The organism is Telluria sp. ZB4P34 (assembly GCF_059686055.1).
The window spans coordinates 144,990-157,208 of sequence record NZ_JCASIF010000008.1; the positions used below are offsets into that span (position 1 = coordinate 144,990).

General features: G+C 63.5%; 12 protein-coding genes. 4 read left to right on the forward strand and 8 right to left on the reverse strand.

What is annotated here, in order from left to right:
- The first annotated feature begins 268 nt into the window (after positions 1–268).
- From AC56KL_RS14915 to AC56KL_RS14925, 3 genes are read left to right on the forward strand one after another with little or no spacing between them, the layout of a single operon-like run.
- Positions 269–463 (forward strand): zinc-finger domain-containing protein, encoded by a 195-nt coding sequence (locus AC56KL_RS14915; protein ID WP_497180941.1) that lies wholly within the window; start codon positions 269–271, stop codon positions 461–463.
- Between the two features lie 46 nt (positions 464–509).
- Entirely contained in the window at positions 510–1,499 is a 990-nt protein-coding gene (locus tag AC56KL_RS14920) for a YheT family hydrolase (protein WP_497181010.1), read from the forward strand.
- 4 nt (positions 1,500–1,503) lie between these two features.
- Positions 1,504–2,091, forward strand: a complete 588-nt coding sequence (locus AC56KL_RS14925; protein ID WP_497180942.1) for a DUF2946 family protein — start codon at positions 1,504–1,506, stop codon at positions 2,089–2,091.
- Between the two features lie 220 nt (positions 2,092–2,311).
- On the opposite strand, the gene AC56KL_RS14930 is transcribed toward AC56KL_RS14925, so the two are convergent.
- A complete protein-coding gene (locus AC56KL_RS14930; protein ID WP_497180943.1) occupies positions 2,312–3,853 on the reverse strand; it encodes a M48 family metalloprotease in 1,542 nt (513 codons plus the stop codon).
- Between the two features lie 124 nt (positions 3,854–3,977).
- Between AC56KL_RS14930 and moaC the strand changes: the two genes are divergently transcribed.
- On the forward strand, positions 3,978–4,478 hold the full coding sequence (moaC, locus tag AC56KL_RS14935; RefSeq protein WP_497180944.1) for a cyclic pyranopterin monophosphate synthase MoaC: 501 nt from the start codon (positions 3,978–3,980) through the stop codon (positions 4,476–4,478).
- A gap of 26 nt (positions 4,479–4,504) precedes the next feature.
- Here moaC and AC56KL_RS14940 read toward each other — a convergent pair whose 3' ends face one another.
- The 7 genes from AC56KL_RS14940 to recA form a co-directional block, all read right to left on the reverse strand.
- Positions 4,505–6,016 (reverse strand): DUF4214 domain-containing protein, encoded by a 1,512-nt coding sequence (locus AC56KL_RS14940; RefSeq protein ID WP_497180945.1) that lies wholly within the window; start codon positions 6,014–6,016, stop codon positions 4,505–4,507.
- Between the two features lie 337 nt (positions 6,017–6,353).
- On the reverse strand, positions 6,354–6,833 hold the full coding sequence (locus tag AC56KL_RS14945; RefSeq protein WP_497180946.1) for a pilin: 480 nt from the start codon (positions 6,831–6,833) through the stop codon (positions 6,354–6,356).
- 334 nt (positions 6,834–7,167) lie between these two features.
- The gene (gene sucD / locus AC56KL_RS14950) at positions 7,168–8,049 is read right to left on the reverse strand and encodes a succinate--CoA ligase subunit alpha (RefSeq protein WP_436104085.1); all 882 of its coding nucleotides are present in this window, start codon (positions 8,047–8,049) and stop codon (positions 7,168–7,170) included.
- An 18-nt stretch (positions 8,050–8,067) separates the two neighbouring features.
- The gene (sucC, locus tag AC56KL_RS14955; RefSeq protein ID WP_497180947.1) at positions 8,068–9,237 is read right to left on the reverse strand and encodes an ADP-forming succinate--CoA ligase subunit beta; all 1,170 of its coding nucleotides are present in this window, start codon (positions 9,235–9,237) and stop codon (positions 8,068–8,070) included.
- Between the two features lie 72 nt (positions 9,238–9,309).
- Positions 9,310–9,885 carry a DUF2889 domain-containing protein gene (locus AC56KL_RS14960; RefSeq protein ID WP_497181011.1) on the reverse strand — a complete coding sequence of 192 codons (576 nt, stop codon included), beginning with the start codon at positions 9,883–9,885 and terminating at the stop codon, positions 9,310–9,312.
- A 554-nt stretch (positions 9,886–10,439) separates the two neighbouring features.
- On the reverse strand, positions 10,440–10,898 hold the full coding sequence (gene recX / locus AC56KL_RS14965; RefSeq protein WP_497180948.1) for a recombination regulator RecX: 459 nt from the start codon (positions 10,896–10,898) through the stop codon (positions 10,440–10,442).
- A gap of 7 nt (positions 10,899–10,905) precedes the next feature.
- Positions 10,906–11,988: a recombinase RecA gene (recA, locus tag AC56KL_RS14970; protein WP_497180949.1), complete on the reverse strand. Its 1,083-nt coding sequence runs from the start codon at positions 11,986–11,988 to the stop codon at positions 10,906–10,908.
- Positions 11,989–12,219: the final 231 nt, after the last annotated feature.

Sequence of the window (12,219 nt, forward strand, 5' to 3'; positions counted from 1 at the left end):
CTGCAACTACCGTGGCGGGCAGATGGGGCGAGGGGCTTGAAACGGTCGGGCATGAAGCACATGGGCAGGAGCGGCGCCGGGCTGGCAGTGCATGCGGTCAGCCTGCATCCCGGGCTCGGTAATGGTCAATTCGGGTCAATTCGGGTCAATTCGGGTCAATTCGAATCAGTTCGGTACTCAGCTTGTCATTTTACCGATCATTTCGGTATGCAGGGCGAATCCGGTAGAATCGCGTCTTTGTCTACATTCCTTTGACGGAGAACCCCAGATGAACCAAAAGACGATGCCCGTGGTGGAGCTCGAGGCCAAGGACCTGCCGGCGCACTGCCCGAATCCGGCAATGCCGCTGTGGTCCTCGCACCCGCGCATCTTCCTCGATTTCGACCACCATGGCGACGCGAAGTGCCCGTACTGCGGCACCCAGTACCGCCTGGCGCCGGGCGTCGCCTTCAAGCACCACTGATCTTTTGGGCGCCGGGCGGTACCAGATGCCGCCGCGCCACCCCAGCATGCACTACCGTGCGCCCGCGTGGCTGCCTGGCGGCCACCTCCAGACCATCTACCCGGCCACCTGCGTGTCCAGGCCGCCCGTTGCCTACCGGCGCGAGCGCTGGCCGACCGCGGACGGCGATTTCGTCGATGTCGATTTCGTCGACGGCGCACCTGGCCAGCCGCTGGTCGTGCTGTTCCACGGACTGGAAGGCTCTTCCAACAGCCATTACGCGCGCTCCCTGATGGCGGCGCTGCAGGCACGCGGCTGGTCGGGCGCGGTGCCGCACTTCCGCGGCTGCTCGGGTGAGGCCAACCTGACGCCGCGCTTCTACCATTCCGGCGACGCCGCCGAGGTCGATTGGATCGTGCGCAAGCTGCATGCCCGCAGGACAGTACACTGCGGCCCGCTGTTCGTCGCCGGCGTGTCCCTGGGCGGCAATGCCCTGCTGCGCTGGCTGGGCGAATCGGGCCATGGGGCGGAGATCGTGGCGGCGGCCTGCGCGGTGTCCGCGCCGCTCGACCTGGCGCGCGGTGGCGAGGCGCTCTCGTCGGGCCTCAACATGCTGTACACGCGCATGTTCCTGCAAACGCTCAAACCCAAGTGCCTGGCCAAGCTGGAGCGCTATCCCGGCCTGTTCGACCGCGCCGCCCTGCTGCAGGCGCGCGACCTGTACGCCTTCGACAACGTGGTCACCGCCCCGCTGCACGGCTACCGCGACACCGACGACTACTGGCACCGCGCCAGCGCCCGCCACGTGCTGCACGAGATCACGGTGCCGACACTGGTGCTCAACGCCCGCAACGATCCCTTCCTGCCAGGCCACCATTTACCCGGATCCGCATCGACGGCGGTGACGCTCGAGTATCCCGACGAAGGCGGCCATGTCGGCTTCCCGGTGGGGCCGTTTCCGGGGCGGATCGACTGGCTGCCGGGGCGCATGCTGGGTTTCTTCGATGCGTCGGCATCGATGCGCGCGCCCGCCGCCCCGGAACCATGCGAAGCTTGAGGCCATGGACGACATCGTAAAACAGGCAATGGCCAGATGGCCGAACGTACCCCACTGCTACGGCTGGCTGGCGCTGGATGCGCGCGGCAACTGGCGCATGCGCGACGAGGCGGCCCAGCGCGCGAACGCGCCGGGCGACAAGCTGGCGAATACGGCCCTGCTCGGCTTCATCAACCGCAATTATGCGCACGACGACCAGGGCCGCTGGTATTTCCAGAACGGGCCGCAGCGCGTGTACGTGAACCTGGAAACGACGCCCTTCATCGCGCGCACCGACCCGAGCCAGGGTTTCATGCTGCAGACCGGGCAGGCGCTGGCCAGCCTGGACGGCGCCTTCATGACCGACGCCGGGGCGCTGGTCCTGCAGGCGGGCGAGATGGCCGCCCAGCTGGACGACCGCGACGTGGCGCAGGTGCTGGCGCGCATGGAGCTGGACGGACAGGCGGCTTCGATCGAGGCGATCATGGCGTGGCTGGAGGACAGCACGGGTGAACTGGTGCTGGTGACGGATGACGGGCGCTTCAAGGTGGAACGGCTGGCGGCGGATGCCTTGCCGCGCCGCTTCGGCTACGTGCAGATGCCGAGCCCGTAGGGTGGGCCGGGGCGCGCAGCCGGCTATACCCTGAAAGGTGAACCGCCAGCGGCTTGGACGCCGCCCGCGCGTTCAACGCACGGTGGCATAGAGAGGCGCATCGATTCGCTACGACTGTTTGAACGCGCGGGCGGCAAACACGCCACTGGCTGATCGGCGCGTCGGGTGTAGCCGGCTGCGCGCCCCGGCCCACCCTACGGTGCTCGGACGGCTCCCCGCATCACCGCTCTTTCTCTTCTTCCTTCTCGGCCTTCTGCCGCGCCTTCAGTTCGCGCTCGCGCGCATCGATGACGGCCTGGTCATAGAAGGACACGTCGCCGGCCTTGCGCGCCAGGTCGAGCTGCGCCACCGCCGCCGGCAGCGCGCCCGCCAGCACGTAGGATTCCGCCAGCGCCATGTGCTGCAGGGCGATCTTGCCCTGCTTCGAGTACACGCGCGCCAGCATGTCGTGCAGTTTCGGATCTTCGCGGTAGAGCTGGGTCTGGTCGCGCAGGTAGCGGGTCGCTTCCTCGTGCTTGCCGGCCGCGATCAGCGCTTCGCCGTACTGCCGCGCGATGGCGCGCGACAGCGGATAGCGCTGGCGCGCCGCGTCCGCCTCTTTCATTGCCTGCTCGGCCACCAGGGGCGTTTGCCCCGGCGCCAGCTTGATCTCGAGCGACAGTCCGGCGAACATGGCCGCGCCGTCGCCGGCGCTCGTTTCCGCCGACAGCACGCCCTCCTTCGGCTTCACGGTGGCGCGCGCCTTGTCGAGCCAGCCCTGTGCCTCGGCCAGGTTCCCCTGGCGCAGCGCCAGCAGGGCCAGGCCATACTGGGCGCCAGCCTGCTGGTGGCGGTGGCTTTCCTTGAGCTGGGTTTCCAGGGCAATTTTGGTGTCGCGCCGGCCGCTGACCGTCTCGTCCTGCAACACACGCGCGCGGGCGCGCACCAGCTGGAAGTCGAGGTTGTCCACGCGCGCCTTCTTCGGCATCTCGCGGATGCGCGCCTGCATATCGACCAGGCGCTCCGCCGTCAGCGGGTGGCTGCTCAGGTGGGCCAGGTGGGCAGGAATCTCGCCCGCCAGCCTGGACGCGCCCTGCAGGCGCTTGAAGAAGCCCACCATGCCGGTGACGTCGTAGCCGCCGGCGCCCATGATCTGGAAACCGACGCGGTCGGCCTCGCGCTCGGCGTCGCGGCTGAAGTTCAGCTGGCGCTGGACGGCCAGGCCCTGTCCGCCCAGCAGCACGCCCATGGCGGCGTCGGGGCTGGACTTGGCAGCCAGCGCGGCCAGGATCATCGCCGCCAGCGGCAGCAGCACGTCCTGCTTCTGCTGGCCCAGCATGCGGGCGATGTGGCGCTGCGACACGTGACCGATCTCGTGCGCCATCACCCCGGCCAGTTCGGACTCGTTCTGCGCCGCGACGATCAGGCCCGTATGCGCCGCGATGAAGCCGCCCGGCAGCGCGAACGCGTTCAGGTTCGCATCGCGCATGGCGAAGAAGGAAAAGTCGGCATTGGTTTCGCCGCGCGTGCCGGGCACCGACGCGACCAGCGCATTGCCGAGATTGTTCAGGTACTCGACGATCGGGTCGTCGTCGAGGTAGGCCGGGTCGCGCCGTACATCGCGCATGATCTCTTCGCCCAGCTTGCGTTCGACCACTGGCGACAGGTCCTGGCGCGCGGCGTCGCCGAGCGTCGGCAGGCGCAGATTGTCCGGCTTTTGCAGGGGCGCGGCGGGGGCGGCAATGGCGAAAGCGGCCGCCGTGCACAGGGCAATGGCGGTCAACGCAGGGCGCCAGCGGCGCGCCGGTGCTGGGCTGGGAGCATATTTCACAATGCTATGATAACCCTATCCGCAGCCAGCTTGCTGCATGGCGAAACACTTTGTTCCACAACTTATTTACATTGCAATGAGCGCTTCCAATCCCTCAGCAGGCGAACTGACCCACTTCGACGCCACCGGCCAGGCCCACATGGTCGACGTCGGGGCCAAGCAGGACACCCACCGTATCGCCGTCGCGGCCGGCAGCATCCGCATGCAGCCCGAGACCCTGGCCCTGATCCAGTCCGGCCATGCGAAGAAAGGCGACGTGATCGGCATTGCCCGCATCGCGGCGATCATGGCCTCGAAGCGCACCAGCGACCTGGTGCCGCTGTGCCATCCGCTGCCGATCACGCGGGTGGCGGTGGATTTCGAGGTGGATGCGGCGGCGAACAGCGTGCACTGCCGGGCGCAGGTCGAAACCATCGGCAAGACCGGGGTGGAGATGGAAGCGCTGACCGCGGTGCAGGTGGGGCTGCTGACGATCTACGACATGTGCAAGGCGGTCGACCGGGGGATGGTTATGACGAATGTGCGGGTGCTTGAGAAGCACGGGGGCAAGAGCGGGGACTGGAGCGCGCAGCTTTGACATGCCCCGCCGGGCGCAGGATGCGCTCAGGCCCCGCCCCAGGGCGTGTAGGTAAACCCGTTGCCGATGATGTCGACCAGGCCCGCCTTGTTCTCCTTGCTTTCGCTGATCCCCGCCAGCACCTCGGCGACGCTCGCCGTCTTGTCATCGAGGTGGTGGACCCAGAAGTCGCGGCCGGCCGCTTCTGGTTCGCGCCCCAGGATGTTCTGGTAGAAGCGCGTGACCAGTTCCAGGTTCGACTGGCTGCCGCCGTACGCTGCCTTGAACTCGTTCTGCGTCAGGAAGGCCGCCGCAACTTCGTTCAGGCTGACGCCCCGATCCATGCTGTTGATCCAGAAACTCAGGCCACCCGTATCGGGGGTGCGGTCGAAGGCGGCCTGGTACAGGCGGTAGGCCTGGCCGGCATTGCCGTCGATGTCGAGCGCCAGCGTCGCATCGGCGAAAGCGATTCGCTCGACATTGAGCAGCGAGCTGAGCGCGCCGCTCTTGTCGGTCACGGTGAACTGCGCCACCGACGGATAGCGCGGATCCGGGTTGATCGGTTGGGGAAGGCGGCTGAGAACGTAGTCGGCCCGGACGCCGGCCAGCTTGACAGTGTCCGCGCCGTTTCCGCCGTCGACCATCTGCCGGTCGCCCAGCAGGCTGATGAGGTCGTTGCCGTCGCCGGCCATCACGCTCAAGCGCCCACCGCCGCCCTTGAGCGCGATGGTATCGTCGCCCGCGCCCGCTGCGACGACCATGTCCTCGTAGATCGTGGCCGGCAGGTCGATGCTGATGTCGTCCTCGCCGTCGGAGCCGCGCAGGATGGCCTGCTCGATCGTTTCGCCGGGCCGGATGACGATGCCGGCATTGCTGACGCTGATCAGGCTGCCGTCGTGGAAAGTCGTGCTGAAGGCGGTCAGGGCGCCTTCGAACACCGGGGCAGCCTGAGCGCCCAGCAGGGTCTCCCCGAGCTGGAAGTCGCCTTCTATCGAGACTGAGCGGACGAACTTGTCCGCAGCGATGTCGATGCGGTCGATCCTGCCACGCAGTTCGCCGTCCGGCTGCAGGCTGAGCGCGCCATTCATCGATACCGTGAGATTGCCGAGGATCGGGTCGTAATCCGGGCTGGAGGCCGGCAGCAGGGTCTTGACGCGCAGTCCATGGATGCTCATGCCTTCCGCTACCGGGTTGAACACCAGCGCAGCGCCGCTCATGTCGTAGTCGTAGCTCATCTTGCCGGTTACAGCCAGCTCGACCAGTCCCGGCTTGCTGAAATCGAAGCCGGTCACACTGGCGCGGCCGCGCGGGGCCAGCGGGTTCTCCATCACCAGGCCGGAATACACGCCGACGGCGCCGTCCGCGTAGCTCGTGCGCAGTGAGGCGCCGAGCATGTTCCATGACGAGAACTGTGCGTAATCCTGTTCGATGCCTGCGAGCGTGGCGGTATAGAAATCGATCATGCTGCCCACGTGCCCGCTGGTCACCGGATCCTGGGCAGCCATTGCGCGTTGCTGGTCGACGACGCCCTGCGATAGTGTGATCCTGACGGTGGCCATGGTGATCTTCCGAATAATGCGCCGCGTGCGCGGTTGTGATTTCCAGTCGGCAATTGTAAAACGATTGGCTACCCAGAGTCTCGCCAAATTCACCGTCGAGCCCGCTCACCTGTTTCGTTGTAGTGCCCGTGGTACATTGCGGCCCTTTGTATGCCGTCCCCTTCCCTTTCAATGGTTCGCGGAATGGGAATGGCGGCGCCTATCTTGGCTGGACCTTGTCTGAACCCGTAAGCCAGATGCCGTTAAGTTGCTTCGTTCGCTTCGCCTAAGCAAAAAGAGACCGCCAGGGCGGTCTCTTTCTCAAGGACCGCTGTCGCGGTCTCAGGTCGGGTCGCTATTATGCGTCGGCGTCGTCCTCACCAGCAGCGGTCAGGCAGCCTGCCGGCAGGTACTTGTCTTCTTCTTCGAAGCCGCTCGTCACGCAGGTGTAGATACCCTTGGTCGAACGGTGCAGCGAGATGGTGGGTGCTTCACCCAGACGGCCCGGGCTGGCAATAGTGCAGGTCAGGACGGCGGTGTTGGCACCAGGAACAGTTGCTGCGATGGTGCTGCAGTTACCGGTTTGGGCAGCCAGGCCAGCCTTGCTGAGGTATTCCGCTGCATCGGCAGCGCTGCCTTCAACGACAGCCATTTCAAAACCGGTCTTACCGGCGGCGATGTCGCCGTAAGCGGCGGTCGCCTTGCCCTTGGCGATGTAGTCCTGGTATGCCGGGATCGCCACGGCTGCCAGGATGCCGATGATCGCAACGACGATCATCAGTTCGATCAGGGTGAAACCGCCTTCAGCTTTTTTGTTGCGCATTTGTTGGATGTTCATTTCTATCTCTCCAGGGTGGTGTGTCAGGTAATTGGGTTACTGCTTGTTGCCACGCTTTCTTATATGCAAGCCGTATGCCAGCCCCAAAAATGCTGATTTTATTAGTGCGGAGATAACAAAACGACGTGCCAACGCAAGTTTTGGCTTGAGCTGTGACAAAATTTGTCAGCACAGCCCAGCAATTTTTGTCACGTGGACAGTTTACGTAACGCAATTTGTCATCCTTGGAAGAAATTTGGGATGACTGCCGCCATCTCACAGGTCAACACGTCATGAGAAGACGAAAAAAAAGCGGGAAGCTCACGCTCCCCGCTTTTTTACCAACTGGTCAGGATTACAGCATGGCCTTCAGCAGGCGTGCCATTTCCGACGGGTTCTTGGTGACGGTAATGCCGCAGGCTTCCATGATTTCCAGCTTGGCTTGCGCGGTGTCGGCGCCGCCCGAGATCAGCGCGCCGGCGTGGCCCATGCGCTTGCCCGGAGGCGCGGTGACGCCGGCGATGAAGCCGACGACCGGCTTCTTCATGTTGTCCTTGATCCACTGAGCAGCGTTCGCCTCGTCCGGACCACCGATCTCGCCGATCATGATGACGGCGTCGGTGTCAGGATCGTCGTTGAACATGCGCATCACGTCGATGTGCTTCAGACCGTTGATCGGGTCGCCGCCGATACCGACTGCCGACGACTGGCCCAGGCCCAGTGCGGTCAGTTGGCCGACTGCTTCATAGGTCAGGGTGCCCGAGCGCGACACGACGCCGATACGGCCCTTGCGGTGGATGTGACCCGGCATGATGCCGATCTTGATCTCGTCCGGGGTGATCAGGCCTGGGCAGTTCGGGCCCAGCAGCAGGGTCTTCGAGCCGGCCTTGGCCATGCGGTCCTTGACTTCCATCATGTCGCGGACTGGGATGCCTTCGGTGATGCAGATTGCCAGGTCCAGCTCGGCTTCGACGGCTTCCCAGATGGCAGCGGCAGCGCCTGCCGGCGGGACGTAGATGACCGACACGGTGGCGCCGGTTTCCGACTTGGCTTCCTTGACCGATGCGTAGATCGGGATGCCTTCGAAGTCTTCGCCAGCTTTCTTCGGGTTCACGCCTGCCACGAAGGCTTCACGGCCGTTCGCGTAGTCGCGGCACATGCGGGTGTGGAACTGGCCGGTCTTGCCGGTGATACCTTGGGTGATGACTTTGGTGTCTTTATTAATCAGAATGGACATGTTGTATTCCTTCGCGAATTAGGCTTGGCCAGCGGCAGCGGCAACGACCTGCTTCGCTGCGTCTTCCATGGTGTCTGCGGCGATGATCGGCAGGCCCGAGTCGGCCAGCATCTTCTTGCCCAGGTCTTCGTTGGTGCCCTTCATGCGGACGACCAGCGGCACCTGCAGCGACACAGCTTTCGATGCGGTGATGACGCCTTCGGCGATCACGTCGCAGCGCATGATGCCGCCGAAGATGTTGACCAGGATGGCCTTCAGGCCCGGGTTCTTCAGCATGATCTTGAATGCTTCGGTCACTTTTTCTGCGGTTGCACCGCCGCCGACGTCCAGGAAGTTGGCCGGCTCGCCGCCGAACAGCTTGATGGTGTCCATGGTAGCCATGGCCAGGCCGGCGCCGTTCACCAGGCAGCCGATGTTGCCGTCGAGCGAAATGTAAGCCAGGTCGAACTTCGATGCTTCGACTTCCGCCGGATCTTCTTCGTCCAGGTCGCGATAGGCGACGATTTCCGGGTGACGGAACAGGGCGTTCGAGTCGAAGTTGAACTTGGCGTCCAGCGCGATGACCTTGCCCGAACCGGTCAGGATCAGCGGGTTGATTTCGGCCAGCGATGCGTCGGTTTCCCAGTACGCCTTGTACAGGCCCTGCAGGTTGGTGCGGGCGTCGGCGACCGACGCTTCCGGCACGCCGATCTTGCGGGCGATGTCGTCTGCCTGCTCATCGGTCAGGCCGACCGACGGTTCGATCACGACGTTGTGGATTTTTTCCGGGTTGCTGTGCGCGACTTCTTCGATGTCCATGCCGCCTTCCGACGAGGCCATCAGCACGACCTTCTGGCTGACGCGGTCGGTCACCAGGGAAACATACAGTTCCTTCTTGATGTCGGCGCCTTCTTCGATCAGCAGGCGGCGCACTTTCTGGCCTTCCGGGCTGGTCTGGTGGGTGATCAGCTGCATGCCCATGATCTGGTCGGCGTATTCCTTGACCTGTTCCAGCGACTTGGCAACCTTGACGCCGCCGCCTTTACCGCGGCCACCGGCGTGGATCTGCGCCTTGACGACCCAGACCGGGCCGCCCAGCTCTTCAGCGGCCTTGACGGCCTCTTCCACCGTCATGCACGGAATACCGCGCGGAACGGTCACTCCGAACTTTCGGAGGATCTCTTTGCCCTGATACTCATGGATTTTCATGCTGGCTTCCCTTCTTTTCTATGTACTGAATGAGAAATACGGTTAACTTACAAAAATGACAAACAGCGAATCCTAACCCGACACGGCTTTGATCGACCAGCGGGGATAGTAGGTGGCCACAGTCGGTCCGTCGCTGCGCAGCGCATGGCAACGGTCGAGCTCGAACGGCCGTTCGGACGAGTCAGGATTGACATTCGCGTCGGCGCCGCCGCGGGTGTCGAACTCGTCGTCGGCAAAGGCCTGCAGCGCTGCAGTGGGCAGCACCTGGGCCAATTCGGTGAGGTGGGTGCAGCCGAGCACGCCGGACAGGCGGTCTTTCAGGTGCAGCCGAAAATGCTTCATCAGCGACAGGCCGACCAGCTTTTTGTAAGCAGGGACGATCGTCTCGCAGAAACCGGGATAGGGAACGGCGTCGGACGCGGCTTCGGCGTCCACGATGGTCAGCGCGCGGTCGATGGTGACGCGCAGCTTGAGGTCGTGGACAGGCAGGCCACCGGGGCGGGTGCCGGAGCCGAGCTGGATGTCACGGGTTTTGACGTCGCGGATAATGGCGTCCAGATCCCACAAGCCATCGTCGCGCGCATAGGCTTCGACGGTGATGGCGCGCGTATGCCGGAGCGAGCGCGATACGGGAGGAGACAGGGGCATAAAAACCAATGCCGCTTGCGCGGCCGTTAGTGGTGCAGCCTTGTGCTTCATGCACGTTGACGTAGCTTCTACGACAACAACCGCTCATGCGGCGCTGCTTAAACCGTGAAAGTTTAGCACAGGGCGTTGGCGGTTGCACTGCAACAGAGGCCTTTTTGCCGCGGTGCAGCGACAAGAACCGGGATTTCTTGCCGAGTCGTCAAGCTTGCAGGCGGTTGGACGACTTCTGAGGGTGGCAAGACCAATCTTTGCTGCTGGGAAGAGAACGCCTCTAACGGACAGCGCCAGCGTGCAGCGCCATTATCCGTTGAGGAATATGCCGAAGCATATCGGAAATGACGCTCCACGCTGGCGCCGAAGCCATATCCTCGCTATATAAGAGGCGACGTCGTTACAGCCAGTGCTGCGCAGGTGCAGCAACAAGGAGGATGCAGCGAAGTGAAGCAGAGGGTACTGCGAAGGTGATACAACAGGCCTGCGGCCAAGCCTGGCATATCGTCGGAGCAAGCCTGGGGCCAGGCCGGCTCGTCAAGAACAGGCTGGAACCAGCCTGCTTACAGCTCGTCGTCGTCGGGAGCGCCCTGCATCGCGGTCCGTGCAGCGCGTTGGGAGAAACCACGCTGCAGCAGGAAACGCATCTGCTTGGCTCGCTCGGCCGCGTCGGCGGCGACGGTGCCGAACTTGCGCTGCCACACTTCGGAGGCACGCGCCGTCTCGCTGTCGGCAAGCGAGGCTTTGATGTCGTCCAAGGCTTCACCTTTGACGCCATGGCTTTGCAGCTCGGCCATGACGCGGCTGTTGCCAAAGCGCGCCGCCCGCCGGTTGATCAGCGATTCGGCAAAGCGTTCCTGCGACAGCCAGTTGTTCTTTTCAAGGAAATCCAGGAGGGCTTCCACGTCATCGCCCTCCTCGGCATAACGGGCCAGCTTGCGCCCCAGCTCGAGCCGGCTGTGCTCGCGCATCGACAGGTAGCGAAGCGCGCGCCCTTTCAGGCTTAGCTGGGGTGCAGGCATCGCTTACTTACTCGCCGACTGCCTTCAGCTTGTCCTTGCCGCTGTCTTCAACAGCAGCCAGGACCGGCGGCAGTTCGCGCACGCCCAGCGCAGCACGGACCTTGTTCTCGATTTCGCGTGCCAGTGCCGGACGGTCTTTCAGGAACTGACGGGCGTTGTCCTTGCCCTGGCCGATACGCTCACCGTTGTAGCTGTACCAGGAACCAGACTTCTCGACGACCTTGTTGTCGGCGCCCAGGTCCAGGATTTCGCCTTCGCGCGAGGTGCCTTCTCCATACAGGATGTCGAAGTGGGCTTCCTTGAACGGCGGCGCGATCTTGTTCTTGACGACCTTGACCTTGGTTTCGTTACCGATCACTTCGTCACCCGACTTGATCGAACCGGTACGGCGGATGTCCAGGCGCACGGAGGCGTAGAACTTCAGCGCGTTACCGCCGGTCGTGGTTTCCGGGCTGCCGAACATCACGCCGATCTTCATACGGATCTGGTTGATGAAGATGACCAGCGTGTTGGTGCGGTTGATCGAACCGGTCAGCTTGCGCAGCGCCTGCGACATCAGTCGCGCCTGCAGGCCCGGCAGCGAATCGCCCATGTCGCCTTCGATCTCGGCACGCGGGGTCAGCGCCGCCACCGAGTCGATGACCACCAGGTCGACCGAACCCGAACGCACCAGGGCGTCGGTGATTTCGAGGGCCTGTTCGCCGGTGTCCGGCTGCGAGATCAGCAGCTCGTCCAGCTTGATGCCCAGCTTCTGCGCATAGGTCACGTCGAGCGCGTGCTCGGCGTCGATGAAGGCGCAGGTGCCGCCCAGCTTCTGCATCTGGGCGATGGTCTGCAGCGTCAGGGTGGTTTTACCCGACGATTCCGGACCGTAGATCTCGACGATACGACCGCGCGGCAGGCCACCGACGCCCAGCGCGATGTCCAGGCCCAGCGAGCCGGTGGAAACAGTCTGCACTTCCTCGACCGGCATGTTGGCATCCATACGCATGACCGAGCCCTTGCCGAACTGCTTTTCGATTTGCGCCAGGGCGGCTGCCAGCGCTTTGCCCTTTTCGGCAACGTTCAATGCGATTTTTTTGTCGTCCATGGTGTACTTTCAGCTGTGGAGTAGGCAAGGTAGGGGCGCTACCGCTAAAATCAAGAGAACCACTGTATAAAAATCCAGGTGTTCCCACAAGCGAAATCAAGCCACTACTGTATATAAATCCAGTGGTTTAGGCAAGCGAAAAAAGTCGCGGTGTTGTTATCTATGAGGCTCGCATTGTTGCGATAAATCAAACACAATACGGCCTGTTGATGGTTTAACGTTTTACAGGTG

Bases quoted from the DNA above. Each gene is read 5' to 3' on its own strand.
- AC56KL_RS14915 (WP_497180941.1), top strand. From the start codon at position 269: ATGAACCAAAAGACGATGCCCGTGGTGGAGCTCGAGGCCAAGGACCTG.
- AC56KL_RS14920 (WP_497181010.1), top strand. From the start codon at position 510: ATGCACTACCGTGCGCCCGCGTGGCTGCCTGGCGGCCACCTCCAGACC.
- AC56KL_RS14925 (WP_497180942.1), top strand. From the start codon at position 1,504: ATGGACGACATCGTAAAACAGGCAATGGCCAGATGGCCGAACGTACCC.
- moaC (WP_497180944.1), top strand. From the start codon at position 3,978: ATGAGCGCTTCCAATCCCTCAGCAGGCGAACTGACCCACTTCGACGCC.
- AC56KL_RS14940 (WP_497180945.1), bottom strand. From the start codon at position 6,016: ATGGCCACCGTCAGGATCACACTATCGCAGGGCGTCGTCGACCAGCAA.
- AC56KL_RS14945 (WP_497180946.1), bottom strand. From the start codon at position 6,833: ATGAACATCCAACAAATGCGCAACAAAAAAGCTGAAGGCGGTTTCACC.
- sucD (WP_436104085.1), bottom strand. From the start codon at position 8,049: ATGTCCATTCTGATTAATAAAGACACCAAAGTCATCACCCAAGGTATC.
- sucC (WP_497180947.1), bottom strand. From the start codon at position 9,237: ATGAAAATCCATGAGTATCAGGGCAAAGAGATCCTCCGAAAGTTCGGA.
- AC56KL_RS14960 (WP_497181011.1), bottom strand. From the start codon at position 9,885: ATGCCCCTGTCTCCTCCCGTATCGCGCTCGCTCCGGCATACGCGCGCC.
- recX (WP_497180948.1), bottom strand. From the start codon at position 10,898: ATGCCTGCACCCCAGCTAAGCCTGAAAGGGCGCGCGCTTCGCTACCTG.
- recA (WP_497180949.1), bottom strand. From the start codon at position 11,988: ATGGACGACAAAAAAATCGCATTGAACGTTGCCGAAAAGGGCAAAGCG.